The 26312-nt window shown below is 46.4% G+C and carries 22 protein-coding genes and 1 tRNA gene; 15 read left to right on the plus strand and 8 right to left on the minus strand.

Annotated elements, in window-relative coordinates:
• Nucleotides 1–20 precede the first annotated feature (20 nt).
• The 4 genes from RIH33_RS05285 to RIH33_RS05300 all read right to left on the minus strand — a co-directional run bounded on the left by RIH33_RS05285 (nucleotide 21) and on the right by RIH33_RS05300 (nucleotide 4106).
• Nucleotides 21–902, minus strand: coding sequence for a DUF4340 domain-containing protein (locus tag RIH33_RS05285; RefSeq protein ID WP_406650795.1), 882 nt, complete (start codon nucleotides 900–902; stop codon nucleotides 21–23).
• A gap of 34 nt (nucleotides 903–936) precedes the next feature.
• Entirely contained in the window at nucleotides 937–2442 is a 1506-nt protein-coding gene (locus tag RIH33_RS05290) for a GldG family protein (protein WP_406650794.1), read from the minus strand.
• Nucleotides 2443–2454: 12 nt separating this feature from the next.
• A complete protein-coding gene (locus RIH33_RS05295) occupies nucleotides 2455–3111 on the minus strand; it encodes an ABC transporter permease subunit (RefSeq protein ID WP_406658697.1) in 657 nt (218 codons plus the stop codon).
• 71 nt (nucleotides 3112–3182) lie between these two features.
• Nucleotides 3183–4106 carry an ATP-binding cassette domain-containing protein gene (locus tag RIH33_RS05300; protein ID WP_406650792.1) on the minus strand — a complete coding sequence of 308 codons (924 nt, stop codon included), beginning with the start codon at nucleotides 4104–4106 and terminating at the stop codon, nucleotides 3183–3185.
• Between the two features lie 265 nt (nucleotides 4107–4371).
• On the opposite strand from RIH33_RS05300, the gene RIH33_RS05305 reads away from it, so the two are divergent.
• Together RIH33_RS05305 and RIH33_RS05310 are read left to right on the plus strand one after the other, a co-directional pair.
• Entirely contained in the window at nucleotides 4372–4998 is a 627-nt protein-coding gene (locus tag RIH33_RS05305; RefSeq protein WP_406650791.1) for a hypothetical protein, read from the plus strand.
• A 105-nt stretch (nucleotides 4999–5103) separates the two neighbouring features.
• Nucleotides 5104–5607: a metallophosphoesterase family protein gene (locus RIH33_RS05310; protein WP_406650790.1), complete on the plus strand. Its 504-nt coding sequence runs from the start codon at nucleotides 5104–5106 to the stop codon at nucleotides 5605–5607.
• Between the two features lie 6 nt (nucleotides 5608–5613).
• Here RIH33_RS05310 and RIH33_RS05315 read toward each other — a convergent pair whose 3' ends face one another.
• A complete protein-coding gene (locus tag RIH33_RS05315) occupies nucleotides 5614–7242 on the minus strand; it encodes a M28 family metallopeptidase (RefSeq protein WP_406650789.1) in 1629 nt (542 codons plus the stop codon).
• 165 nt (nucleotides 7243–7407) lie between these two features.
• On the opposite strand from RIH33_RS05315, the gene RIH33_RS05320 reads away from it, so the two are divergent.
• The 5 genes from RIH33_RS05320 (at nucleotide 7408) to RIH33_RS05340 (ending at nucleotide 15087) form a co-directional block, all read left to right on the plus strand.
• A complete protein-coding gene (locus RIH33_RS05320; RefSeq protein WP_406650788.1) occupies nucleotides 7408–8301 on the plus strand; it encodes a hypothetical protein in 894 nt (297 codons plus the stop codon).
• A 251-nt stretch (nucleotides 8302–8552) separates the two neighbouring features.
• Nucleotides 8553–9626, plus strand: coding sequence for a DNRLRE domain-containing protein (locus RIH33_RS05325; protein ID WP_406650787.1), 1074 nt, complete (start codon nucleotides 8553–8555; stop codon nucleotides 9624–9626).
• A gap of 615 nt (nucleotides 9627–10241) precedes the next feature.
• The gene (locus RIH33_RS05330; RefSeq protein WP_406650786.1) at nucleotides 10242–12770 is read left to right on the plus strand and encodes an ABC transporter permease; all 2529 of its coding nucleotides are present in this window, start codon (nucleotides 10242–10244) and stop codon (nucleotides 12768–12770) included.
• 226 nt (nucleotides 12771–12996) lie between these two features.
• On the plus strand, nucleotides 12997–13893 hold the full coding sequence (locus RIH33_RS05335; protein ID WP_406650785.1) for a DUF2279 domain-containing protein: 897 nt from the start codon (nucleotides 12997–12999) through the stop codon (nucleotides 13891–13893).
• Nucleotides 13894–13980: 87 nt separating this feature from the next.
• Nucleotides 13981–15087 carry a Gfo/Idh/MocA family protein gene (locus tag RIH33_RS05340; protein ID WP_406650784.1) on the plus strand — a complete coding sequence of 369 codons (1107 nt, stop codon included), beginning with the start codon at nucleotides 13981–13983 and terminating at the stop codon, nucleotides 15085–15087.
• A gap of 58 nt (nucleotides 15088–15145) precedes the next feature.
• Here RIH33_RS05340 and RIH33_RS05345 read toward each other — a convergent pair whose 3' ends face one another.
• Nucleotides 15146–15520 (minus strand): transmembrane 220 family protein, encoded by a 375-nt coding sequence (locus RIH33_RS05345; RefSeq protein WP_406650783.1) that lies wholly within the window; start codon nucleotides 15518–15520, stop codon nucleotides 15146–15148.
• A 166-nt stretch (nucleotides 15521–15686) separates the two neighbouring features.
• On the opposite strand from RIH33_RS05345, the gene RIH33_RS05350 reads away from it, so the two are divergent.
• From RIH33_RS05350 to RIH33_RS05365, 4 genes are all read left to right on the plus strand, one after another.
• Complete coding sequence (locus tag RIH33_RS05350; protein WP_406650782.1) at nucleotides 15687–15932, plus strand: hypothetical protein; 246 nt, start codon at nucleotides 15687–15689, stop codon at nucleotides 15930–15932.
• Between the two features lie 24 nt (nucleotides 15933–15956).
• Nucleotides 15957–16757 carry an NIPSNAP family protein gene (locus RIH33_RS05355; RefSeq protein WP_406650781.1) on the plus strand — a complete coding sequence of 267 codons (801 nt, stop codon included), beginning with the start codon at nucleotides 15957–15959 and terminating at the stop codon, nucleotides 16755–16757.
• Between the two features lie 175 nt (nucleotides 16758–16932).
• A complete protein-coding gene (locus RIH33_RS05360; protein WP_406650780.1) occupies nucleotides 16933–18510 on the plus strand; it encodes an ATP-binding protein in 1578 nt (525 codons plus the stop codon).
• A complete protein-coding gene (locus RIH33_RS05365; RefSeq protein WP_406650779.1) occupies nucleotides 18507–18950 on the plus strand; it encodes a response regulator in 444 nt (147 codons plus the stop codon). The genes RIH33_RS05360 and RIH33_RS05365 overlap by 4 nt, the downstream gene beginning before the upstream one ends.
• A 62-nt stretch (nucleotides 18951–19012) precedes the next feature.
• On the opposite strand, the gene murB is transcribed toward RIH33_RS05365, so the two are convergent.
• Nucleotides 19013–20029, minus strand: coding sequence for a UDP-N-acetylmuramate dehydrogenase (gene murB / locus RIH33_RS05370; protein WP_406650778.1), 1017 nt, complete (start codon nucleotides 20027–20029; stop codon nucleotides 19013–19015).
• 97 nt (nucleotides 20030–20126) lie between these two features.
• A complete protein-coding gene (locus RIH33_RS05375; RefSeq protein WP_406650777.1) occupies nucleotides 20127–21824 on the minus strand; it encodes an amidohydrolase in 1698 nt (565 codons plus the stop codon).
• Nucleotides 21825–22010: 186 nt separating this feature from the next.
• Here RIH33_RS05375 and rpsA point away from each other — a divergent pair, with 186 nt between their 5' ends.
• From rpsA to RIH33_RS05395, 4 genes are all read left to right on the plus strand, one after another.
• On the plus strand, nucleotides 22011–24092 hold the full coding sequence (rpsA, locus tag RIH33_RS05380) for a 30S ribosomal protein S1 (RefSeq protein WP_406650776.1): 2082 nt from the start codon (nucleotides 22011–22013) through the stop codon (nucleotides 24090–24092).
• A gap of 70 nt (nucleotides 24093–24162) precedes the next feature.
• A tRNA-Cys gene (locus RIH33_RS05385) sits at nucleotides 24163–24233 on the plus strand.
• A 210-nt stretch (nucleotides 24234–24443) separates the two neighbouring features.
• Entirely contained in the window at nucleotides 24444–24980 is a 537-nt protein-coding gene (locus RIH33_RS05390; RefSeq protein ID WP_406650775.1) for a hypothetical protein, read from the plus strand.
• A gap of 9 nt (nucleotides 24981–24989) precedes the next feature.
• Complete coding sequence (locus tag RIH33_RS05395; RefSeq protein ID WP_406650774.1) at nucleotides 24990–26150, plus strand: hypothetical protein; 1161 nt, start codon at nucleotides 24990–24992, stop codon at nucleotides 26148–26150.
• The last annotated feature ends 162 nt before the right edge of the window (nucleotides 26151–26312 follow it).

Genomic DNA, 26312 nt, shown 5'->3' on the forward strand with positions numbered 1-26312 from the left:
TCGTCAGAAGAAATACCCTCCTATTTTCCCGTAAAATAAGACTTTCCCTTAAAGAGTTTATCCAGCACTGCAGCATCTTCCCAATATTCGTCTTCATTGTAAGAAGAACTGAATTCATCCTCACCATAAGCAGTCACCTGAATGTCATTCCCACTATTCAGACCAATCACGAGATCATATCTGGCCGGTGCACTGCCGCGCTCCCCGAAGTTCTTGCTATTGACAAATGCCAGAGACTGCAGGTACTTAGCTACTGAAGCTGAATCTGCGGCCATTTCGCCCAGCTGCCACTTACCAGCAATTTTGTCCAATGAAAACGCACTATCCGGATAGTTAAAAGCAATACTGGAGACAGAGTCTTTCACTAACCTCACCACGTCATCATTGCGATAGTCAGCAGAGCCCGTACCAATGCTCATCTTCATGAAATCCTTGGCCACATACACATCCGCCTCCTCATTGAGCCGAACATAAGAATAGAAGGACCGCTGCCCTTCCACATTGAAGCGACCCAGGATGATATCCAGCACCTTATCTGACCCTTCGTAGGCGATCACCCTGGTACCGGTTCCGTCTACCTGAAAATCCTTCCAGGAGTCCTCTGAGCGTGAAGCCAGCCTGCTGGGCTTGATCTGCTTCAGGTTGTTCATCAAAGCCTTGACAGTATTCTTGTCAGCTTTCTTTTGCTGGTTAACCTTCCACTCACCTGATTCCTTCGTGAGCACCGTTGTGTCCTGAGGGCTCAGGATTTCGAGTTTACTCACTGTGGCAGTGTCTATCTCCACGAGGCTGGATCGAAAGGTTTTGCTTCGCCCGGAATTCCCGGTATACTTCACCACCAGAAACACGCCCAGCAGCACCACTAACACCACCAATAACCTGACTATTTTCTTTCCTTTCATGCTACAATCAATTTTCTGTTTTCATGAATTTCTTTTACTCAAAATTACCCTGCATCCACTTCTGTCGCTTACGCTGATTCATTTGTTTTCTGATAAACGCATAAATCAGAATCAACAAGATCGGTGCAAACACATTACCATACTTGATCATGGCCTTGGTACTATCCTCCACACTCTCCAGTGGTCTGGAAGTGATGCCTTTGGTACGGAGGTCTATCAGGCCGGTATCATCAGCAATCCAGTCGATCATATTGGATGCCAGGTTGATGTTGTCCTGATTCTGCTGCTGCGGTCTTTGACCCTCACCATTCACACAGAAGGTACCATTGGCAGCCACGCCTATCCGGGCCATGCCATTGTCCAACCCTGCTACCAGTATTTGCGCGCCTTGTGGGAAATCACCCTTACTCCACTTCTTCTGAATATCAATATAAGACGGTGGAGTCACGATACCAGAGTTCTCAGAAGAGTAGACCAGCGGCACCTGTGTCCATGACGTATCTCTATTATTAAATGAGAGTGGACTTACAAAAGGAAACATCACCGATTCCAGCCCACTGGTTATGGCATGATCAGCAAAGTTGTTGACCGTAGGGAAATAAGGAAACTCCACCTGCGAATTGATAGTAAAAAATCCCTGACGCTGCTGCACATTCACAGAAGCACACTGCGCATCCACCACAAACTGATCACCCAACACCAATCCTTTGGTGGCCAGCCATCCTTTCAAACCTACATCGGTGGCCCTCGAGAGCAAGCCCTGCTGCAGGTCTCCTTCTACACTACTGTGTGCTACAAAAACTCCCCCTCCCTGACTGAGGTATCGATCGAGTTTGGCAAAGTCAGCCTGATTCACAGAGTCCTTGGGGTTGATCCAGATCAACGCCCTGTAATAGCCTGGTACTGCCGCGGTATCCCGCAGGCGAAACGGCTCGACGTTGTAGAGGACAGAAAGCTGATCCATCATCTGAGGCAACGCCTGCAACGAGGGCTCGCCATAGCCCTGTATCAGCCCCAATTTGGGTTTGTCCGCAATAGACACCTTCTTGATGGCCGTAGTAATGGCATACTCCATGGCAGCACCGGGCTGTACCAGCGGGATCACTTCTGTGCGGTCATCCATCTTCAGTACAGCGCCCATGTATGCACGCATCTGCTGTACCTGATCACGCTCGGTCACGTTGATCATCACCGGACTCACGCCATTCTGCTGAGCGTCACGTTCAGCCTCCTCGTTTTCATTCGGATTGACAAATTCGAAAACGATGTTGCCCTGCGAGTGATTTTCATACTCCACCAGCTGGTCCTGAAAATCCTGCCTGTTCTTCATCAGCTGCGGCGGAAGATCCTCAGAAAAGTAGGCTTTCACCGTAATTACCCCATTCAGTTCATCGATGACTTCCTTGGTAGCATCGCTAAAGGTGTATCGATTATCCTCCGTAAAATCGAGCCTGAAATACAGCTCATTGGAAATCAGATTGGCCACCAGGATGATCGCCAGCACTATACCCAATTGTATAATTATGTTCTTTCGGTTCATCTCTAAATGTGTTTATGATTGCCAGTTTCTTTTGGAAAGCATCACCTGTGAGAGAATCACACCGGATGCAATAATGGAAAAGAAGTAAATCAGATCGCGACTGTCTACTACTCCCCGACTCATGGATTCAAAGTGGGTATTCATGCTCAGATAGCTGAATAGCTCCCCGAAAAAACCCCGCACAGATCCTCCAATCACATCAAACAGCAGTTGGAAGAAAATACCGATGGACATGGCCATCAAAAAGGCTACGATCTGGTTTTGCGTGATGCTACTGGCGAAAAGCCCAATGCTGATATAGCTCGCGGAGAGTAAGATGAGTCCCAAATATCCACCAAGTACAGCACCATCGTCAATATTGCCCAGCTGGGAAATGGTGATGTAATAAGGCACCGTACAAAGCAAGGCGATAAGCACCAGAATGAAGCAGGCCAGGAACTTGCCCCAAACGATCTGGCTATCTGAAACGGCTTTGGTAATCAGCAATTCTATCGTGCCGGCCCTGTTTTCTTCGGCGATCATTCGCATGGTGATGGCCGGAATGAAGAAAAACAAAGACCAAAAGGCGATGCTGTAGAAAACCTGCATGCTGGCCTGATTGATCAAAAAGACGTTGGTGCCCACCAACCATGTAAAAGTGCCACTCAGTCCTAAAAAGAGGATGATCATGACATACGCTATCAGTGAATCAAAAAATGACGCAAGTTCTCGTTTTGTTATTATCCAGACTTTGCTCATAGTTATTTCGTTAGTTTTTGGAATACGTCTTCCAGCCTGGTTTCCAGACCGCTCATTTCCATGAGATACCATTTATGCTGTACACAGAGGTCAAAAATCTCCTTTCTGGAGCTCAGGTCAGGCTTGCTTTGCACATTGAACCAGCCCGCCTTGCCATCCAGCGACATCACTTTCTCCACAGATGGAAGTCCCCGGACAGCCGTCTCTACTTGGGAGGGATCGGCTTCTATGTGGATTTTCAGCAGCTCCTGTCCCTGCGATTGACTTCTGAGGGTGTCTGAGGTTCCGTCTGCGACTATCCTTCCTCTGTTAATGATCAGAATGCGATCACAAGTGGCCTCCACCTCGGAGAGGATGTGACTACTCAGAATCACCGTCTTCTCCTTGCCCAGGTCTTTGATCAGCTTCCTGATTTCCACGATCTGGTTAGGATCGAGCCCTGTGGTAGGCTCATCCAGTATGAGCACCTCAGGATCGTGGATCATGGCTTGTGCCAACCCCACCCGCTGGCGGTATCCCTTGGACAGTTCGTTGATGTTTTTATGCTTTTCTCTATCCAGTCCACATCGCTCTATCATCTCACCGATGCGTCCGGCAATGGCACCTTTGGCTACACCCTGAATTTCTGCTGTGAACCGCAGGTAATCGATGATAGGCATATCCAGATACAGGGGATTATTCTCTGGCAGATAGCCAATCTTTCGTTTGATCGTTTCAGGGTTGGTGTGGATGGAGTCATCGTCCAGTCGCACGTCTCCTGAGGACGGTGCCATAAAGCAGGTGATGATCTTCATGGTAGTACTTTTCCCGGCCCCATTGGGACCCAAAAAGCCAACTACCTCGCCCGTTTTGATCTCAAACGATATGTCATTCACTGCTTTCTGCTCACCATATTTCTTGGTAAGGTTCTCTACTATTATTGACATAGGTTCATTGAATTAATCATAGAATTATCAAACTAATGATCACTAAGAACTTTAATAATCTCGCCCGCAAGTATAATATCCCTGTTGGTTTAAGTCAAGTTAGAAAAGGTGTTAAAAAGTGTTAAGAATGGAACAAATGGGCATTTTTGAGGGCTCTTAACTAATGGGTTTACTCATACTACATTGGAAGGAATAGCTGAGCTCACATCATGATCCAATAGGAAATTTCGCAGCAATCCGTTATTTTGTATGGCGCTACTATCCAATGAAACCCTCAGTACACCTAAAAATACTTGCTCTCCTCCTACTGCTGGGTGGCTGTGTCATGCACAACAGAATGACCTCCCCGGTCGCCCTACCAAAAGAGGAGCAATCATGGACCTACGGACTCGTGGCTGACCCCATCCTGGCTAATGATGACGCGGAAGTATTTGGGTTCCAACCCATCATCAGTTATCGCGCAGGTCTGGGCAAGGGTAACGAACTTGGCATGACCCTCTATGGGGTGTACCTGCCAGGAGCAGTCATAGACCTCAAGCATGAGATTTATCACAAAGGCAATTTCACTTTTTCCGGGGACGCCGCTTTGTACGGGGGAGTCTTACGACCCTTTGGCATGCAATATGACTTACTCTTTGGGAGTCAAAGGTTTTATGGAGTAGCGGGTGTGAATGTAGATTTCACTTCGTTCACTAACTATCCGGCCGCCAAAGTGATCGGAATCGGTTCGGAGGTGCCCGGCAAAAGAGGGTTGGGATTTCAAATCACTTATGCCAACAGGCTCATACCAGACACCAATGACCGGTATGACTGGTTGATGATCGGACTCAAAATGGATTTCAGAAACACTAAGAAAAAGCATAGAGATTCATCCAAACAAAATAGCAAATAGCTAAGCCAGGTGGCTACACCGATGGATTAATCGGAAAAGCTTGTCTCCTCCACCATTTAGTGCTTTGTCTTTTCCTATCTAACTTGCAATCCAACTTTGACCAACATGCGCATAGGCATCATTTCAGATACCCACAGCTACCTGGATCCTTCCGTTTTCAAGTACTTCAGCCAATGCGACGAGCTCTGGCATGCGGGGGACATTGGGACACTGGATGCCCTCCAACAACTGGAAGCTTTCAGGCCCACCATGGCCGTATTTGGCAATATAGATGGCCACGAAGTGCGCGCAGCCAGTCCGGAAGATCTGGTGTTTGTACGTGAGGGAAAGATAATCCTCATGACACACATAGCAGGGAGTCCTCCCCGCTACAACCCCCGGGTGCGGGAGCTCATCCGCACCCACCAGCCAGATGTGCTGGTATGTGGGCATTCACACATCCTCAAAGTGCAGCCAGACAAAGCCAACAACCTGCTCTTTATCAACCCGGGAGCCGCCGGAAAACATGGCTTTCATAAAATAAAAACCCTCCTGCGTCTGGAGATACAGGAGGGTAAAATTCAAAATCTGGAAGTTGTAGAACTAGGCCCCAGGGGCCAGATCAACTGATCCACTTTATTTTCCTTCGCGGATGGCTTTAAACTCGGAGCCTTCCTTCCACTTGGGCCACTGATCCGAATTGGCCAGCTGCCAACCCAGCTCATAAAACAAGCTGGCATCCTGCAACATCCCTCCAAAACGCCACTCTGCTGCATCAAACTCATCTGCAGGCCGGTGGTATCGGTTGGTCAGGTATTCATTGGACATCTCCTCTATGTACTCCACGCCTTTGGTCATGTGCTCATAGGTACCACTGGCAAACATGGCCGGGATGCCTACTTTGGCAAACTGGAAATGATCCGATCGGAAGAAATAACCCTTGCTCGGCTCCTGATCAGGCATGACATACCGCCCCTGCTGTGCGGCTATGGCTCCCGCCAGATCATCAAGCTCGGACTGTCCGTAACCCACTACAGTAAAGTCTTTCATTGGGCCATAGTAGGCCAAAGCATCCATGTTGATATTGGCCACCGTCTGGGCAGGAGGATAGATCGGATTCTCTGCATAATACTTAGAACCTAAGAGTCCCTGCTCCTCAGCAGTTACGGCCAGAAACAAGACACTTCGCTTAGGCTTCTCTGTGTTGTCGGCGTATGCCTTGGCGATTGCGAGCAGTGTCGCAGTACCAGAGGCATTGTCATCCGCGCCATTGTAGATACTGTCTCCATCTATCGGCTGGCCTACACCCAGGTGATCCCAGTGGGCAGTGTAAAGCACATACTCATCGGGCTTCTCTGTGCCTTTCACCATCGCAATCACGTTTTTGGATGAGGCCCTTTTGATGCCATTCGTGATGGTGACACTGGCCGTCATATCCAGGGCCGTAGGTGTGAAATCCGTACTGCGTGATTTCTCTACATAGTTTTTCATGTCCTTGCCGGAAGCCTCAAAGATCTTGATGGCCGCTTCGCGGGTGATCCACCCCTGTACCAAAGGCTTGTACTGTCCTGCAGCCTGATCGAGGTAGAGGCTGGCACCTGACCAGGAGTTTCTCACCACCAACCAGGGATAACCTGCAGGTGCCGTGTCGTGAATGATGAATATCCCTGCTGCACCCTGACGGGCAGCCTCCTCATATTTATAAGTCCAGCGACCGTAGTAAGTCATGGTTTGTCCTTTGAAAAAGGTGCTGTCACCACTTCCAAATCCGGGATCGTTCACCAACACGATCACTGTCTTGCCTTTCACATCCAGTCCCTCATAGTCGTTCCAACCGTACTCTGGGGCCACCACGCCATAGCCAGCAAACACCAACTCAGAGTTTTCCAGCGTACTGACCTCCTCCACACGCTCGGTGTAGGCCACAAACTCGTCACTCACATTGAGCGACACACTGCCATTGGCACCACTAATCTCCAATGTGGGTGAAGGGGTAGCATTGAGCTCTACCATGGGTACCTCCTGGAAAAAGCTGTCGCCATTTCCGGGCTCCAACCCATAACTTTTAAACTCATTTTCTAAATAGGCCAGGGTTTTGGTCTCCCCCTCAGTGAATGGTTTTCTACCCAGAAAATCATCCGAGGCAAGTGTCTGAATGTGGTTAGCCATCGCCACGGTGTCCACCAGAAACTTCTCAGCGGTCTGCTTCGAGCCCTCACAGGCCATCAACCCTCCCAAAACCAATAAACCATAGTACTTCTTCATAGTGCTTTTCTTTTTTACACCCGGAATTTGCTCATTTTTTTCAAGAGACTAAAATTCTCTTCTATGAACTCCCGATTTTTACTTTGAATGGTTAAATCCTTAAATTGAACCTGAACAAAACACCTATACAGCTTACTCACACAAAACCAACAAATACCTTTTATCATGAAACAGCAAATAATCTATCTGGCTTTGGCACTCCTGGCAGCCGCATGCAGCCAGCCAAAATCAAATGAGGGCGAAACAGCCTCTGCCGAAACAACCGAACCTACCCTGGGGCTGGAAAAACTCTGGGCCTCTGATACCCTCCTCACCACGTCAGAGTCGGTCATCTATGACGAAACCAACGATGTACTCTACGTCTCCTGTATTAACGGTGCGCCACCGGATGCCAAAGATGAGGATGGATTTATCGCCAAAGTATCTCCGGCAGACGGCTCCATCATAGAGCTGCAGTGGGTCACTGGCATGGATGCCCCCAAAGGACTGGGGCTGATCGGCAGCACACTGTATGTCACAGATATAGACGATATCGTGGCCATAGACGTGACCACAGGAGAAATCATCCAGAAAACAACTGTGCCGGATGCCGTATTTCTCAATGACATCACCACAGACGATGAAGGCAACGTGTACTTCACTGACTCTGGTGCCAACAGGATCCACAAACTGTCTGCCGATGGGGAGCTATCTCTGTGGATAGAAGATGCGGAGATTGGCGGGCCCAACGGCCTGCTGGACGATGGCGACCAGATGATGATGGTGGCCTTCGGTAAGGGCATTTTCAATACCATAGACTATGCCTCCGGCACCATCACACAGGTGGCAGACTCCCTGCCTGGGGGCGACGGGATAGAGAAAACAGGTGCCGATTATCTGGTCTCCAGCTGGCATGGCCGGGTGTTTTATGTGACTGCTACGGGCGAAACCACCAAGCTGCTGGACACCAGTGAAGCGGGTGCCAATGCTGCCGACATTGAGTTTATTGCCAAGTCCAATACCCTGCTGGTACCTACCTTCTTTGGCAACCAGGTGGTGGCTTACAAGCTAACGAAGTAAACACTCAGGAAAGACGATTGTACCGGCCCGCATCCCATCTGCCATTTATGCCGGATGGGATGCGGGCTTTTTATGTGTTGATGATCGATGACATAAGACAGTACTTGCACTAATCATTCCGAACGTTGTGTAAAAGTATTACTTGACTTGTAATGGTTATTTCTCTAATTTGCGCGTGATCAAGAAAGAGGGATTCCTCTCCTTATTTTTTTGTGCTTCCATTAACTAGTATTAACTAACTCCGTCCATTAATGTCATTAAAACCTGCATTCAACGCCTTAATGCTTTTATTCCTAAGTGTAGCTATCCTGTCTTGCAAAGAAGATAATAGTGGAATTTCAGAAGGAAATTTAAGCTTTACTTTATCTGTAACCACTGGAGGTACGAACGGGAGAACCGTGGAATCGGCTTCCCCAAAGGCCATTTTGTTATCTGTAAAAGACTCAGATGGCCTGTACATTTTCAACCAGCAAAAATTTCCTATTTATAAAATTGGGGATGAGTATTTAACGGAAAATCTCCAATTCAATATTGGCTCATACACAATTGAGGATTTTATTGTCCTTGATTCTGTAGATTCAGCCATTTATTTAACACCAAAAACAGGATCAGAATTTGAAGAACTGGTATCCAGTCCTCTTCCCATCCATTTTACCATTAATTCGAATGAGGTAACTGAAATTTTGATTGACGTAATTCCGGCAGATTTAGGTGACGTAAGTCAGTTTGGGTACGCCACCATTTCTTTCAACGTTGTTCATGTCGCGGTTATTCAACCTGACTCAATAGCTGGGAAGGATGCCATTATAGGGTCTTTTATACCCGATACTAATTTTGGAGAGCGTGAAGACATACATCTCTATGCCTGGACACAAGGTGGAGAGCTGAATATCCATAGGGTTGTCATGGATTTTCAATTTTCCAATTTACCATCAGGATCAATCATTGATAGTGCATTCCTGTCTTTACATTTTAATACTACTTCCAAATACCTCGATGCATTAAGTCTGGACGGGCATTCAGGTGAAAACAGCTTCACCATTGAGAAAATTACTCAAGCATGGCACGAAGAAAATGTTACCTGGAATAATCAACCAACAACCACTGCAGTGGGTAAAATAACCGTTCCTGCCAGTGAAAGTATAACCATGGATTACAAAATCAATGTTTCAAATATTATAACCGATCTCTATGAGAATCCTGAAAGTGGATTTGGCCTAATGTTAAAGCACGAAGTTGAGGAACCATATAAAGTTACATTCTTAGCATCAAGTGATCATCCGAATCCAGCACTAAGACCAAAACTAACTATTTACTACCATTGATCTCATAATTTCAAGAATGTCATGAAGTAGGTTCAATCATGATGTTCATACGGAAACCAAGAGACTCAACAACCCTGACAGGTCTTGAAGACCTGTCAGGGTTGACATTTGTTCACCACAAAAAAGCGAACCTCTCGTTTTGGTAAATCCATCATAGCAAACACCACCCATGCCTAGATGCGATTCCCACCTAAGAGGGAATGACAGCAGTCGGGGCGTTTTTGTCTGATCGATTTTCCCCCTGTCTATCCTTCGACGCGGCAGTTTGCAACTGCCTGCTCAGGATGACAATCGACACGGCAGTTTGCAACTGCCTGCATAGGATGACCAATCGACACAGTGGTTTTATAACCATCACAGGGTGACAAATCGGAACGGGAACATGCCATGCTTGGTCACCCTGAGCTCCGTCGAAGGGTAAGACAAAGCATCAACGAGAGGCCTTAAACTCCAAACCTTCTATACCCCGTCAGTGATCGTTTTTAAAACTGAACTGGTCATTATCGAACAATAAGTAGTACATTGATTGAATAAAAAGGGCCAAATGGTCGCTTTGAGAGCTATCTCTGCCTTGGCACCATTATTGAAAAACTGCCATGAATTATTAAAACACACATGATTTACAACATGCTGAAGGTTAGCTGGAGAATGGCCACACGAAAAACCAGCTTCACCTTACTCAATGTAATTGGCCTTTCTGTGGGAATTATGGTTTGCCTGTTGGTCGGATTGTATGTGCAATACGAGTATGCATTCGATGCTTTCCATTCAAAATCCGATCGAATTTATCGCATCAATCAATCGATGATTTGGGGTGATTGGGCTTCCCAAATGCCTACTACAGGTCCCAATGTGGCGCTGGCGCTGAAAGCCGATGTGCCGGAGATAGAAGCCATTACCAGAATCCTGCGACCAGAAGGGTTTGTGGTTACCTCGCTGGATGAAGCCGATCAATCCAACAGTTTTTTAGAAGATCATCTCCTGATCGCTGATCCTGATTTCTTCAAAATCTTTTCATTCCATATGGTGCAGGGTGACAAATCCACTGCGCTTTCCGCTCCCAATCAAATTGTGATCACCGAGCGCGCTGCCACCAAATATTTTGGGAATGAATCGGCTTTGGGCAAAACCCTTCAGCTGCGAGGCACTATACTGGAAGGCAATCGGGCACAAGACAACGTACCGTTAAATTTCACCATCAGTGGTATCATTGAAGATGTTCCGGATCAGTCACATATTCAGTTTGAGATGGTCGCTTCAGCGGGCAGTTTCAATGACATCACACAAAATGAATCGCTATGGACGTGGACGGCCTTTGCAAACTATGCGCTGCTGAAAGAAGGCGTGGATCCAGCCCAACTCGAACCGATGCTCAAAGCCATACCTTCCAAATGGGCAGCCAGCACTTTGCAAAGAATCTTTGGGCTCACATTTGATCAATTACACGCCGACAATAAATCATGGGATCTTTTCATGCAACCCATCCGCGATGTGTACTTAGGATCAGGTACAATGGGGAACATTCTTGGACCCCTGGGTCAGAAAAATGCCATTGGCTCGTTTACTGCCATCGGGCTATTAATTTTGATCCTATCCAGCATCAATTTCATGAATCTTTCTACCGCGCAGTCCTCCAACCGCGCCCGTGAGGTTGGTATTCGTAAATCGCTTGGGGCCTACCGAAAATCTCTCATTGCGCAATTTCTATTTGAAGCTTTCTTTTTGGTTATTATCAGCACATTGGTCGGTATTGCACTTACGGGCGTACTACTGGACAGTTTTAACCATTTCTCCGGCAAATCAATCAACCTTTTAGGGCAATTGTCAGAACCCGCTGTTTTAATCAGCATCCTCATTTTTTGTGGTTTTCTGGGACTCCTTGCCGGGAGCTACCCTGCCTTTTATCTTTCTTCTTTCCAACCGGCCAATAGTATGAAAGGTCTCTTTGGTACGGGAATGAGCGGCAAGGGCATTCGCAATGCACTGATCGTATTCCAATTCACCATTTCCATCGGCCTGATTATTGGGTCAGTGTTTATCACCCGCCAATTAAATTACCTGACTGAATTCGATTTAGGCTACAATAAGGAGCATGTGCTTCAGCTGCATAACATTGAGCAATTTGGTGCTGATACCCGGGTACTAAGAAACACATTACTTAGCCAGACCGGTATAGACATGGTGGGAGAAGCGCATCAGTCTCCCCCAAATGTCATGCGGGGCGACTTAATAAGCACGAGACTTACAGGTAAAGATCAACTGGAGGTAAGTCGAATGAAAATTGATGCGCTTTATCTTGATTTACTAGATGTAACACTCATCGCAGGTCGAAACTTTAATGAAACCATGGCTACAGATCTTCACCATGCGGTGATTTTGAATGCGGAAGCCGTACAAATGCTTGGCTGGGGGACTCCAGAAACCTATGCGCAGGATTCCCCCATTGGGAAGTACATTTATACCAATAATCGGAAAATGGAAGTGATAGGCGTCACCACAGATTTTTATTATAAAAGCCCAAAACAACAGATTGAACCATTAGTCGTCTATCACATTGACAATCAATATCTACCCGATAGCGGCACCAGTCCCTCTCTGCTTTCTTTACGAATTAATCCCAATTCGATCCATTCGGCCAATGAAATGAGTGCGCTTATTGCTTCACTGCGCAATGAGGTAAAAGCACTCGACCCATATTTCCCTTTTGAATATAGCTTTCTGGATCGTGAGTTTGAAAACAGTTTTAGAAATGAGCAACGAGTTAAAAGAATTATGAACGCCTTCACCGTTCTGGCGTTGATTATTGCCTGTATAGGACTCTACGGTTTAGCCATATTCTCTGCCGAAAAACGAACCAAAGAATTGGGCATCAGAAAACTGCTGGGTGCAAGTGTCTTTCAAATTGTGGCCCTCTTTTCCAGAGACTTCACCAAATTGATAGTGATGGGGTTTGTAATAGCCACACCGATTGCCTGGTATTTCGTTGACACCTGGTTATCCAAATTTCCATACAGAACTTCTATAGACCTGTGGATCTTCGCCCTGGCCGGTATAGCGGGACTATTCATCTCCTGGGTCACCATTGGGTTTCAGTCAATCAAAGTAGCCACAAAAAATCCAGTGGAGGCCTTGAGAGATGAGTGAGGTCTTCACTGTTTCTCCTAGAATGACAAATCGGAACGGGAACATGCCATGCTTGGTCACCCTGCGCTCCGTCGAAGGGTAAGACAAAGCAGTGTGATTGGCCATTGCCTCTTTTCAAAGATTTAATTAGCGCCTGAATCTCAGAGGCGCTTGCAAAGCCCCATGCGAGAAGCTACTTTTAACCACCTATGGGGATCAACCAAACAACACTTAAATAAAAGGAAGAATGACTTCAAAACTTTGTAAAGTCTTCTTGCTATGGTTAATTCCATTCAGTCTGATCGCTCAGGAACAAAAACTAAATAAGAAGAGGTTCAATACAGTCCTCATTGGTGGCGGCACCTTGTATACCGTCAGCATGGTCGGCCTGGGTTCGGTTTGGTATCAGGATTTCGGAAGGTTTCATTTTTTCAACGACAACAACAGTTGGGGCTACATGGATAAGGCCGGACATACAACCACCACCTACCAAATAGGGCGGCTGAGTGCGAAGAGCCTGGCATGGTCGGGGTTGGATCATCAAAATGCCACCTGGTATGGCGGAATGACCGGATTGTTTTTCCTGACAAGCGTAGAGGTTTTTGACGGACTCTCTGAAGACTGGGGGTTCTCAGCCGGGGATTTTGCCGCCAATGCCCTGGGGTCCGCAGCATTTATCAGTCAGGAGCTCCTCTGGCATGAACAAAAAATTACCCTAAAATGGTCTTATTCTGGCTCACCTTATGCGCAATACCGGCCCGAACTATTGGGCTCCACCAGCGGCGAAAGGTGGCTCAAGGATTACAATGGCCAGACGTATTGGCTGTCAGCCAACCTCAGAAGCACCATTCTTCAAAACGCATCACATGTGCCCAGGTGGCTCAACCTGGCCATTGGCTACGGCATCAGCGGATACACCGGCGGCAGCAGTAACCCATCAGAAAACGAAGCAGGTCAGGCGATACCCGAATTCACTCGTCACGGTCAATATTATCTGTCACTGGATGTTGACCTTACTAAAATAGAAACCAGCTCAAAATGGATAAAGGGACTGCTCGGGGCGCTCAACTTCATAAAAATTCCATTGCCGGGAATAGAATATAACCCGGAAAATGGGTGGACATATCATTGGCTGGCTTTTTGAATAACTTCCCATTGATATAGTCTTCAAACTTTGCGAAGGGCCTCTTTAAAAATTAAATTTTACCGTGAAAAAAATAAGAATACGACCATGATGCACAAAATTCTATTCTCCTTCGGCATAATTATCCTGGCAACCTTTCAGCTGTCGGCTCAGAAAGAGCCTGTGAAAGTAGGTGTGGCAGGACTCACTCATACCCATGTACATTGGATTCTTGGACGTGAAGACCGGGGTGACATTGAGGTTGTGGGAATTGTGGAACCCAACCGGGACCTGGCCAAACGATACTCGGATCAGCACGGATTTCCCATGGACATTGTCTTTGATACCATGGAGAAAATGATTGAGCGTACGCATCCTGAGGCTGTCACGGCTTTTGGTACCATCTATGAGCACCTGGAAGTTGTAGAAAAGTGTGCCCCTCTGGGCATTCATGTAATGGTGGAAAAACCTTTGGCCGTAAGCCTGGAACATGCCAGGAAGATGGAAGCCCTTGCCACAAAGCATAACATCCACCTGCTCACCAATTATGAGACCACCTGGTATCCCTCCAATCACAAAGCCTATGAACTGATGCAATCCGGAGCAGTGGGAGACCTGCGAAAAGTCATCATCCGCGACGGACATAAAGGACCCAAAAAAATAGGGGTAAATGAAGAGTTTTTGAATTGGCTCACGGACCCTGTTCAAAACGGCGGTGGAGCCCTCATAGATTTTGGTTGCTATGGCGCAAATCTGATGACATGGCTACAGAATGGACGAAAACCCAATACGGTAACCGCTGTAACCCAGCAACAACAGCCGGAAAACAATCCAAAAGTAGACGATGAAGCCATCATTATTTTGACTTATGATGATTCCAATGCCATCATTCAGGCCTCATGGAACTGGCCCATCGGGAGGAAAGACATGGAAATTTATGGATTAGATGGCGCCATTTATGCGGACAATCGCAACAACCTTCGGGTAAGAATGGCTGAAGGCTATGATGGCTATCAGGAGGAATCCTATCAATTAGAAGAACGACCAGCACCGCTGAATGACCCTTTTGCCCTATTGGCGGCTGTCATCCGCCAGGAAATCGAACTCAGTGCCTATGACCTCACCTCATTAAAGAATAATATGATAGTCGTGGAAATACTGGAAGCTGCGCGCCAAAGTGCGGAAACTAACCAAACCATCATTCTCAACAAATAGCTCCAAACAAGCAGAAAAACCCTTAATCCAAAGCCAAAAGGCCCTTCCGCTGGTGTACTTACTTTCCTTTTACCTTGCTCCTTCGCAGGTATTCGAGTGCGCCTATGGCAATGAGCAATCCGAGAAACTCGCGGGTACCCTCTATCCAGGATTTGGTCACTTTCATCGCTCCAAAAAGCTCCGACTTATCGGGGTTGCCCAGAAACTCCACAAAAATCGGCACATACATCAGCGAATAAAGTCCGAAAATCACCATAAAAGTGGTGACGAGTGGTTTAAAATTGAGCTGACGGAGATATACCTTGAGCACCGCCACCAGGGTCACGGCACCATAGATCAGCATCCAGAGTAATGGATCGGGATCGTTATATTGTAATGCCGCGAAAAGGATAAAAATGACGGCTATCAGGTAGTGGATGTTCTTTGTACTCATGAGGTCAAAGTTAATGAGAGAAATAATCACAGTCGCACCGCTCTGCAAATCACTAAAGGTGCATTTGGCAAGGATCATATCTCATGGTAAGTAAATTGCAAAAGGAGCATCCATGTGATCGCTCCTTTTTGCTTTAATTTACCTTTTGAATACGACACATTACGCTATGAACACCACAGATTGGCTGGGTTCAGTGGGGGTATTTCTAATCCTGCTGGCCTACCTGCTCAATACCCTCGGAACGCTTACTACTAAGGATTTGGCATTTATCCTGCTGAATCTCACAGGAGCGGCACTCGCTTGTCTTGCTTCCATCCTTTTGGACTACCTACCGTTCATCATTCTGGAGGGTGCCTGGACTGTGGTATCCTGCTTTTCGCTGGTTAAATACCTCCGAAATTCCGTTCATTAATTTTATCCAAAATTCAAATAACTTATGAAATCCATTACCAACTCATTTCTGCTCCTGATGGGCCTGCTGGCCCTGGGATGCCAGACCAAAAACGTGGCAGACGCTGAACCCACACCTACCCGTCAGTATTACGAGCTGAAAACTTACACCCTGGCCACTGATCAGCAGGTAGATGCCACAGATCAGTACCTCCGCGATGCATACCTGCCGGCCTTAAAAAGATTAGGCATCGCCAACATAGGGGTGTTCAAACCCAGACCCAGCGAATCAGATTCCATCAGGAAGATTATCGTGCTGCTTCCGCTTGAGTCCGTGGATCAACTGTTGACCATCACTGACCAGCTGGCTGAGGATAGTGTCTTTCTGACTGCTGGTAGTGACTACATCAACGCTTCGCATGACAATCCTCCCTATGAGCGAATATCCACTGTACTCCTGAGGGCTTTTACGGAGATGCCTGCCATGCAAACGCCAAAGCTGACCGGAGCACGGGCAGACCGTGTGTATGAGCTACGGAGCTATGAGTCTGCCACTGAAAAAATCTATTGGAACAAAGTAGACATGTTCAATGCCGGCGGAGAAGTCAGCCTCTTTGAGAAATTGGAATTCAACGCGGTGTTTTATGGTGAAGTGATCTCAGGAGATAAAATGCCCAACCTGATGTACATGACCACCTTCTCCGATCGGCAAAGCCGCGATGCACACTGGAAATCTTTCGGCGAAAGTCCCGAATGGAACGCACTAAAAGTGATGCCCAAATACGCCAATAACGTATCTCACTCCGATATTTACTTTCTATATCCAACGGAGTATTCAGATTATTAACCACTTCATTTGACGCACATACAAGAGGGCTAAAAGCCCTCTTTTTTTTACAGCAGTCTATTTTACTACACAACGCTATTTAATCTTCTCAATCCTTTTCTGTTTCCCTGAGGTTGGTTAGATTTAATAACCTCTAACATCCTATGTTCATGATTGCGGAAGTTCAGACAGCCCCATGAAGAGGCTCTTATTACATAATACATGGAACAGAAGCAGAGCCTTTGCCGCCCCGGTGATCATCATAGGTTTTCTGGTACTCGTCAGCTGGGCATTCGATATCGAATTCATCAAACGGCCCATTCCGGGGCTGGTGGCCATGAACCCCGCCACAGCGGTTTGCTTTATCCTCTCCGGAGTGTCGTTGTGGCTGCTCACCAACCGCACTCAGCCCCAGAAACGTTTAGATTTTGGTCATATTTCGGCTTTTATTGTTCTGGCAATCGCTTTACTGAAAGTTGGCGGTATCCTTTTGGAGGTGGATACCTATGTAGATTCAGTGCTTTTCTATGACAAGCTGGAAAAAGACCTCATTGGAAACATCAGCAACCGAATGGCTCCCAATACGGCAGTCGCGTTTCTGCTCACCTCCGCTGCCCTCCTCATACTCAACTACATAACGAAGGGTAATCAGGTACCCTCACAATTCATAGCACTGGGCGTAGGCATGCTGGGAATGCTTTCCATATTGGGATACCTCTACCAGGTTAAAGTGTTTTACGGTTTTCTGGAATACCTTCCCATGGCCATCCATACTGCGGTCAGCTTTCTCCTGCTGTCCCTGGGGATAGTATTCGCCCAGCCGCAAAAAGGCCTCATGAGGGAGTTTACCAGCGACTATTCGGGAGCTAAAACCGCTCGAATACTCATTCCGGCAGCCATTTGCATACCCGCCATTCTGGGTTTCCTACGTCTGTATAGTGCATGGAAATTGTCCATATCCATAGAACTGGGCTCTGCTTTGTTGATCCTGAGCATCATCATCGTCTTTCTGATGCTTATCTGGTTCAGCACCCGCATGCTCAACAGAGAGGATGCTCTGAGGAAAGAAGCCGAGGAAGAAACCCAAACGGTCAATCAGCAACTGGAGGCCTTTTCGTACTCCGTAGCACATGACATGCGGGCTCCGCTCCGTGCCATCAATGGCTACGCCCAAATGCTCAGAGAGGATTATGAAAACATCCTGGATGACGAAGGCAAGCGAATCATCAGCATGATCACCACCAATTCTGTGCAGATGGGCAGACTCATTGATGACCTGCTGGCCTTCTCCAGGTTAGGGAGAAAAGAAATTCAAAGGTCAGAAGTTGACCTCAACGAACTCATGGAAGATGTACTTTCCGACGTTCAGAAATCAACACCACACCAGGCGAAAATCGTGGTTAAAAAACTACATTCTGTATATGGTGACTACAACCTGCTTCATCAGGTCGTCCACAACCTTGTGGCCAATGCGGTTAAGTATTCCTCGAAACGAGAAAACCCACGAGTGCACATTTCCACCAAAATCGATGACAAAAACCTGATATTCAAGATTAAAGACAATGGCGCCGGATTTGACATGAAGTACGCTGATAAACTCTTCGGGGTGTTTCAGCGACTGCACATGCAACATGAGTTTGAAGGAACTGGTGTGGGTCTGGCTATCGTACACCGCATCATCGCCAAACATGATGGAGAAATCTGGGCAAAAGGTCAGGTAAATCAGGGTGCTACTTTCTATTTTTCACTTCCCTTAAACCACCATCAATTATGAGCGTACATGAAATTGAAATTTTACTGATCGAAGACAGTGTGAGTGATGCCGAACTCACCATCAGGGCTTTGAAAAAGCACAACATGGCCAATAAACTGGTGCATTTGGAAAATGGCGCCGAGGCACTGGACTACCTGTTTGCCAAAGGGGCATACTCCGACAGAGAAGTGAGAAACGTGCCGAAGCTCATTCTGCTGGACCTCAACATGCCCAAAATAGGTGGCATAGAAGTGCTTAAACAGATAAAAGAGCAAGAACTTACCCGAAAGATTCCGGTCATCATACTCACCTCCTCCAAGCAGGATCCGGATATAGACAAATGTTATGACCTGGGAGCCAACAGCTATGTGGTAAAGCCCGTGGGTTTTGAATCATTCATGAAAGCGGTATCCGAGCTGGGTATGTACTGGATGCTAATCAACCAGCCACCATCTCGTTAGAAATAAACTGCGGATAAAAGTCCGACTAATGATTTGCTATAAAACACGGTGGTTACGCTTGGCTAGACCACATTGACTTCTCGCTCCAGCTCGACACCAAAAGTGGAAAAAACGGACTTTTGTATCTCCATAGAAAGCTTGAGAATGTCCTTCCCTTTGCCGTTTCCATGATTGACCAGAACCAGCGCCTGCTTGTCGTGCACCCCAATATCCCCGATGCGGGTGCCCTTCCACCCGCACTGATCAATGAGCCAGGCCGCCGGCAGTTTCACAGACCCTTCGTCCACTTCATAGCCTGGAATGTCTTCAAAAGCCGCTTTCAGGGAATCAAAATACACCTTTTCGATCACAGGATTTTTAAAAAAACTTCCTGCATTGCCAATCTCCAGTGGGTCCGGTAGCTTGGATTGACGAATGTTAATCACCGCCTGACTCACATTCTTGAGGGTGAGCTCCTCCACCCCCATTTGCTCCAGGGTTTCCTTCAGGTTGCCATAAGTAATGTTGAATTTGGGCTTTTTTGAAAGCCGCAGGTACACCCGGGTAATGATGTATTTGTCCTTTCTCGGGCCCTTGAAAACAGAATACCGATAGCCAAACTTGCAGTCTTCATTGTAAAAACGACTGATCTTACCTGTCTTCACATCATAGGCATCCAGCGAGTGAAAGACTTCTTTCAGCTCCACACCATACGCCCCTATATTTTGCATAGGTGCTGCTCCTACTGTCCCCGGAATCAAAGAAAGATTTTCGATCCCTGCATAACCCTGTTCCACCGCCCAGAGCACACACTGATGCCAGTTTTCTCCGGCACCAAAGCTCACGATGACAGAGTCTGCACCATCCTGCTCCACCGCTATGCCGCCAATCTCCATTTTCAGCACCAATCCCAAAAAATTCCTGGTAAACAGCACATTGGATCCTCCACCCAGGATAAGCTTCTTTATCGTTTTATACCTCGGGTTGTCATAGAGTTCCTTTAGCTCTTCGGGCTGCGTAATTCCGACCTTTAAGTTGGCCCGAACATCCAGACGAAAGGTATTATGGTCTTTCAATGAAAAATTCTCCTCAATCAGCACGGTAGATGGGTTAGAATAAAAAAAACAAACGTATCAAATTAAAACGCAATTTTAACCATTTCGGCATTACGTCCACGTCCCTAAGTTTGGGGATTTCTCAGCGGTCTGCATACACCACTTCCCCTCCGATGATCGTCATTTTCACCCGGGCCTTAAGGATCTCTTCCTCAGGAATGGTCATGATGTCCCGATCCAAAATGGTGAAATCTGCCAGCTTACCCACTTCTACACTCCCCACTACCTGCTCCATAAAAGCACCATAAGCCGGCCAGAGGGTATAGGATTTCAAAGCTTCTTCACGGGTCATCTTCTGCGCTGGTTCATAGCCTCCTTCTGGTGTTCCTTTGAGTGTCTTTCTGCTCACGGAGGCATAAAAACTCGCCAGTGGATTCACAGGCTCCACCGGTGCATCTGTGCCATTGACGATCACAGAGCCATTATCTATCAGTTCACTCCACATATAGGCACCATTCTCAATGCGCTCCCTGCCCAGCCGATCAATCGCCCAGGGTCTGTCCGAGGACATATGAATGGCCTGCATCGCCGGAATCACCCCCATCTCTGCAAACCTGGGAATATCATCCGGGTGAATGTGCTGCGCATGTTCTATCCGAAACCTGTGATCTTCTGCAATCTCCGGATAGCGCTCCAGTGCTTTTTGATAAATATCCAGCACCTCCCGGTTGCCACGGTCCCCGATGGCATGTGTGCAAACCTGAAAGCCACTGGCAGCCGCCCGCATCACCACTTCTTCTATTTGATCCATTGGAGTCACATTGTGACCGTGTACGCCCCTGGCATCACTGTACTCTTCCAGCAGCCAGGCTCCTCTCGAACCAAGTGCGCCATCGGCATACAGTTTCACCGAGCGAATGTTGAGGTGTTGATCATAAAGACCACTCCTGGGCCCTGACGCAAAGTATGTTTTCAGTAAAGTAGTGTCTGTACCGGCAAGCATCACATGTAATCTGAGTTTCAGACGGTCTTCTGACGCAAACTGTTCAAACAAGGTAATATCTGCCTGATCCGATCCAGCCTGATGAAACCCCGTAATTCCATTGCTAAGGCATTCCTCTATGGCCAGGCTCAATAAGTCAGACTGATATGCAGTGGATTTGAGCGGTAATCTTTCTGTGATCAATTTCTCGGCCATTTCATTGAAAATTCCCGTAGGTTGACCGGAGACATCCCGGAAGATCTCGCCACCCTCCGGATCCGGAGTGGACTTGCTGACCCCTGCCAGGTTCATCGCCGCAGCATTGGCCAGACTGGCATGACCACTCGCATGGCTGAGCAGCACCGGGTGATCGGGCACTGCCTCACTCAGTGGATGATGCGTGGGGAAGCCATTGAACATCAGTTCGGGCATTTCGTCCCATTTGTCCTGGTGCCAGCCACGCCCGATAATCCACTCACCTGCTGGTGTCACAGCGGCCCGCTCCTGTACCATACGAACTACCTCTTCAAAACTCCGCGCCTGCATCAGGTCCACATTGATAAGGTTGGCGCCTATGCCCATGATGTGGGCATGCCCCTCTATAAAACCAGGATAGATATAGCATGCACTCATGTCCATCACCTCTGTGCTGTCGCCCACAAAATCCCGGGCTTTGTCATTGCTCCCCACATAGAGGATCCTGCCATCTTTCACCGCAATGGCCTCCGCCTCTCCTGCATCGGGATTCAGCGTATACACTTTGCTATTCAGCAAAACCAGGTCAGCTTTAGTTTGGGGCTTTTGGCAACCCCCTATCATCAAGGCGATTAGAAGGGCAATGGCAGACAGTTTTCTCATGGGAAGTCGTGTTGGGTTTGAATCAGATAATAGAATCGAAATTACCTTTTTTTGTTTAATTCCTTTAGCTTTGCGCCTCCATTCGGGTGAATGGGCGTCTTGATTCGTCGGGATGAATTTCTAACTAAATCCTTCATTCCCCTGACTCTAGGAATGAACGTGTATAAATAGAGTCATTTTTTAATTATGGCAGAAGATAAAAAAGACGAGCTTCAGGAAGTGGAAAACACAGAAGCTCAGGCAGCTGAGACTCCAGAGGAGGCCAAAGCAGTAGAAGCAGCAGAGGAGACTCCAGCTGAAGAAGCCAAAAAAGAAGTAGCTGAGGAAGTAAAACCTGAGCCAGCGAAAGAAGAAGTAAAAGCTCCTGTGGTACAGGCGCCAATTGCAGAGCCGGAAGTAGACATCTGGGATACTGCAGTGGATGACGGTTTTGGAGAGGAATACTCTGACAAAGACCGCAAAAAAATGGAAGCCCTTTATGAGGCTACCCTCAACCAAATCACAGAGAAAGAAGTGATGGCCGGAACTGTAGTGGGTATCACTGACAGAGACGTGATCATCAACATCGGTTTCAAATCTGACGGATTGGTTTCCCTTTCTGAATTCAGAGATGTGGAAGACCTGAAGCCTGGTGATGCCGTAGAGGTATATGTAGAAGAGCAGGAAAACGCCAACGGTCAGCTTGTTCTTTCTCGCAGAAAAGCCAAAATCGTGAAAGCATGGGAAAACATCCAGAAAGGTTTGGATGAAGACATGGTGATCAACGGAATGGTGAAGAGAAGAACCAAAGGTGGTCTGATTGTAGATATTTTTGGAGTAGAGGCTTTCCTTCCAGGTTCGCAGATCGATGTGAAGCCTATCAGAGACTTTGATGTTTTTGTAGGTAAGAAAATGGAAGTGAAAGTAGTGAAGATCAACTACGCTAACGATAACGTGGTAGTTTCTCACAAAGTATTGATCGAGAAGGATATCGAGAAGCAGAAAGCTGTGATCCTCGAAAACCTGGAGAAAGGTCAGGTACTGGAAGGTGTGATCAAAAACATGACCAACTTCGGTGTATTCATCGACCTTGGTGGTGTAGACGGTCTGCTTCACATTACGGACATCTCGTGGGGACGTATCAACCATCCTGAAGAAGTGCTTTCTTTGGATGCTAAGGTGAACGTTGTTGTTCTTGATTTTGATGATGACAAGAAGAGAATTTCTTTGGGTATGAAGCAGTTGACTGCTCATCCTTGGGATTCACTTGACAAAGACATGACTGTAGGTTCTAAAGTGAAAGGTAAGATTGTGAATGTAGCGGATTACGGTGCATTCCTTGAAATCATCCCTGGAGTAGAAGGACTTATTCACGTATCTGAAATGTCTTGGTCTCAGCACCTCAGAAATCCTCAGGATTTCATCAGCGTAGGTGACCAACTCGAAGCAGTGGTATTGACCATCGACAGAGATGATCGTAAGATGTCTTTGGGTATCAAGCAATTGACTGAAGATCCATGGACTAAGCAGGATGTACTGACTAACTACGCTGTGGGCACTAAGCACACAGGTATCGTAAGAAACCTTACCAACTTTGGCTTGTTCATCGAGCTGGAAGAAGGTATCGACGGTCTGGTACACGTTTCTGATCTTAGCTGGACTAAGAAGATCAAGCATCCATCTGAATTTGTCAAAGTAAGTGACGAATTGGAAGTGGTAGTGATGGAGCTCGATGTAGACAACAGAAGACTGGCACTGAGCCACAAGCACCTGGAAGAGAATCCTTGGGATACATTCGAAACGGTATTCACCAGAGGTTCTGTACACAAGTGTACTGTGATTTCTAAAAATGACAGAGGTGGTTTACTGGAGCTTCCATACGGCCTTGAGGGTCAGGTGACGACTAAAAACCTTCAGAAAGAAGATGGCTCACAAGCCAACGAAGGTGAAACACTTGACTTTAAAGTGATGGAATTCTCTAAGGATGAGAAAAGAATTGTACTTTCACATACATCTACCTGGAAAGAAGGTGCTGAGCAGCCTGCTCCTGCAGCTGCACCGGCTCCCAAGAAAGGTAAATCACCGAAAGGCAATACACTCAACAAGATCAACCAGGAAACTGAGAAGTCTACCTTAGGTGATCTGGAAGCGCTTTCAGCTTTGAAAGATAAGATGGAATCAGCTGCTAAGCCTGCTGCCCCTAAGCCTGCCAAAAAAGCAGCGCCTAAGGCAGAGGAAAAAGCACCAGAAACGGAAGGTTCTGAAGAAGAATCAAAAGATTCTGAATAAATGAATGAGCCGGAAGGGATTTCCCTTCCGGTTTTACTTTATTCTTGTTTAATTTGCACCTTGCAAAAAGGGTCGAGTGGCCGAGTGGCTAGGCAGAGCTCTGCAAAAGCTCGTACAGCGGTTCGAATCCGCTCTCGACCTCTTCTACAAACACCCCGTCAATTTGACGGGGTGTTTTTGTTTGTGCCCCTCCCCCGGGGGCGTGCACCTCTGGTTTAATTAAAGGAACTTTAAACGACCATACCTCCCTATAGCCGATAATGGTTTGTTCAGGATTGAAAAACTGCTACATTTGGTAGCGTTACAAGGCAGGCAACCGGTGGTGGTTGTTAGGCAGTTGTTGGAGGTAATATGGCTCACGAAGAATTTAAATGGAACGGAATAATAAGTCGGGTGCCACCTGAGTTTGACCGGCGAACAAAAAGACAAATTACGATTGGATACATGATATTTCCAGTTCTCACAGTTGTAGTCGCCATTATTGCAGCAACTCGTTATCCAAATCTCCTAACGTTTTCAATTATTGCAGCAACTGTATTATTTCTTGTTAACTCTTATCGCCGAACAAGTACCTTCTCGACGTTTCTGGAACTGGACATGAACCAACTTTCTGAATTAGCATCTGATAAAAGAATAAGTGAGGTGCTTAATTTCAAAAGAGAAATGCATGTATTTACCGATTATTCCTGGGGACTGTTCTCTGTTGGAATTCAACATGTATTCGTGAAAGTCGACAATAAAGTATTTATGAACACCGGAATTGATGGAATCGAACGCTCTTTCGGATTCTTGCCATTGTATTTGAACATTTTAACGAAGGATCAACGGTTTTTTAGAAAACTGGCAAATACTACCTCCAACAGGCGATATCGGCAATTTCCCCAATAAGCAAAATCAATGCTATTCGAACCCGAATCAAAACCAAATGTTAAAGTCAGAGGAACGGTTTTACGTTTTGATCAGTCAATCAATCATAAAGGTGAAACCCTTGAAAATATAACTCTTTGGTGTTCTTCGGACGAACTTGAAATCCCGAATGATTACACCTTCAAATACTCATCCAAATGGAAGTCTTTAAACCTTATAGAAGGTGATACTGTAGAATTTTTAGTGACGCTAAAGAGATTTAGCTATTTCGTTCATAAAGACCATCGAACAACTGATAGTTGGGACATTCTTCCCCCTGAAATGCGTGAAGAAGTAAATCAAATTGAGTTGCAGAGACCAAAGCAATTAATCAAAGTTATCGCAGAAGATGAAGAACCAGAAATAGCTCATAAAGAACAATTAACCCATCTCCTTCTTATCCTTCTAGAAGTTGCAGGTCATGATATTAAATACTCTGATGATTTCGAAGAAGCTTATAGAAAACGCCTTCGGTTCCAGAAACAAACGGATTGGAAGAGATATAGAGCAAGTGTCGACCTAATTGAAGATACTGAACAAGCAATTTTAAGCGCCTTTAGATACCAGCTCGGTGACCTTAATAACAAGAACAAGGATTACGGAGAAACCTATTTGAGACTTTATGGAATCTTGAATGCCGTATACCTTCAGATGAACGCTTTCAAAGAAATTGCCAATTTGCTCAATTACCCTGGAAGAAAGGAAGTGATGCCCAAGTTTGAAGCACTTCGTATTTATAAGCTTAGAAACATCGCTGGGGCTCACACCACCGATTATAAATACAGCAAACAAGAAATTCTGGAACTCAATGGAGCTAGAAAAACGACAAGTTTTAGAATTATTCAAATGAATCTCGATAAGACAGGCAAGAATATCCAGGTATTAGATGAAAACAATGTATCGTTAAATTTCAACTTACTCTCCCTTCTCACAGAGTATGAATCATTGGCTACTGAACTACTAATTAAGCTAATTATTCATATTAAGGAAACACTGATGTTTACCAAAGAAGATAAAGCTTGGATGCAAGAGCGACTCGATGAACTCCTTCCTAATTTAATCGACTATTCAAAGATGGATATGAACAAAGACTACAAGGCTAATCTGAAGAATAGGATTGACGAAGAACTAAAAGCCGATAACAATCGCTAGCAGTTATGCGCCTACTGAGCATTCTGCCAGCTTCATTCGGTTATTTGCCAGCTTCACTGTCCATTCTGACAGTTCTGTGCTGCTAGCTCTTTCTGTGGTTCTGGCCTTTCATCAGGGGAACGCAGTGCTTCGTAGTTACTGTTGTGGGGCTTGGGCAGTTTC

Source organism: Marinoscillum sp. (assembly GCF_040222955.1).
Lineage (GTDB): Bacteria > Bacteroidota > Bacteroidia > Cytophagales > Cyclobacteriaceae > Marinoscillum.

Coding starts and splice junctions, on each gene's coding strand:
- RIH33_RS05290 (WP_406650794.1), bottom strand. CDS start 2,442: ATGAACCGAAAGAACATAATTATACAATTGGGTATAGTGCTGGCGATC.
- RIH33_RS05345 (WP_406650783.1), bottom strand. CDS start 15,520: ATGAGTACAAAGAACATCCACTACCTGATAGCCGTCATTTTTATCCTT.
- rpsA (WP_406650776.1), top strand. CDS start 22,011: ATGGCAGAAGATAAAAAAGACGAGCTTCAGGAAGTGGAAAACACAGAA.
- RIH33_RS05330 (WP_406650786.1), top strand. CDS start 10,242: ATGATTTACAACATGCTGAAGGTTAGCTGGAGAATGGCCACACGAAAA.
- RIH33_RS05350 (WP_406650782.1), top strand. CDS start 15,687: ATGAACACCACAGATTGGCTGGGTTCAGTGGGGGTATTTCTAATCCTG.
- RIH33_RS05325 (WP_406650787.1), top strand. CDS start 8,553: ATGTCATTAAAACCTGCATTCAACGCCTTAATGCTTTTATTCCTAAGT.
- RIH33_RS05320 (WP_406650788.1), top strand. CDS start 7,408: ATGAAACAGCAAATAATCTATCTGGCTTTGGCACTCCTGGCAGCCGCA.
- RIH33_RS05315 (WP_406650789.1), bottom strand. CDS start 7,242: ATGAAGAAGTACTATGGTTTATTGGTTTTGGGAGGGTTGATGGCCTGT.
- RIH33_RS05300 (WP_406650792.1), bottom strand. CDS start 4,106: ATGTCAATAATAGTAGAGAACCTTACCAAGAAATATGGTGAGCAGAAA.
- RIH33_RS05390 (WP_406650775.1), top strand. CDS start 24,444: ATGGCTCACGAAGAATTTAAATGGAACGGAATAATAAGTCGGGTGCCA.
- RIH33_RS05395 (WP_406650774.1), top strand. CDS start 24,990: ATGCTATTCGAACCCGAATCAAAACCAAATGTTAAAGTCAGAGGAACG.
- RIH33_RS05335 (WP_406650785.1), top strand. CDS start 12,997: ATGACTTCAAAACTTTGTAAAGTCTTCTTGCTATGGTTAATTCCATTC.
- RIH33_RS05360 (WP_406650780.1), top strand. CDS start 16,933: ATGAAGAGGCTCTTATTACATAATACATGGAACAGAAGCAGAGCCTTT.
- RIH33_RS05310 (WP_406650790.1), top strand. CDS start 5,104: ATGCGCATAGGCATCATTTCAGATACCCACAGCTACCTGGATCCTTCC.
- RIH33_RS05285 (WP_406650795.1), bottom strand. CDS start 902: ATGAAAGGAAAGAAAATAGTCAGGTTATTGGTGGTGTTAGTGGTGCTG.
- RIH33_RS05295 (WP_406658697.1), bottom strand. CDS start 3,111: ATGATCATCCTCTTTTTAGGACTGAGTGGCACTTTTACATGGTTGGTG.
- RIH33_RS05355 (WP_406650781.1), top strand. CDS start 15,957: ATGAAATCCATTACCAACTCATTTCTGCTCCTGATGGGCCTGCTGGCC.
- RIH33_RS05375 (WP_406650777.1), bottom strand. CDS start 21,824: ATGAGAAAACTGTCTGCCATTGCCCTTCTAATCGCCTTGATGATAGGG.
- RIH33_RS05365 (WP_406650779.1), top strand. CDS start 18,507: ATGAGCGTACATGAAATTGAAATTTTACTGATCGAAGACAGTGTGAGT.
- RIH33_RS05305 (WP_406650791.1), top strand. CDS start 4,372: ATGAAACCCTCAGTACACCTAAAAATACTTGCTCTCCTCCTACTGCTG.
- RIH33_RS05340 (WP_406650784.1), top strand. CDS start 13,981: ATGATGCACAAAATTCTATTCTCCTTCGGCATAATTATCCTGGCAACC.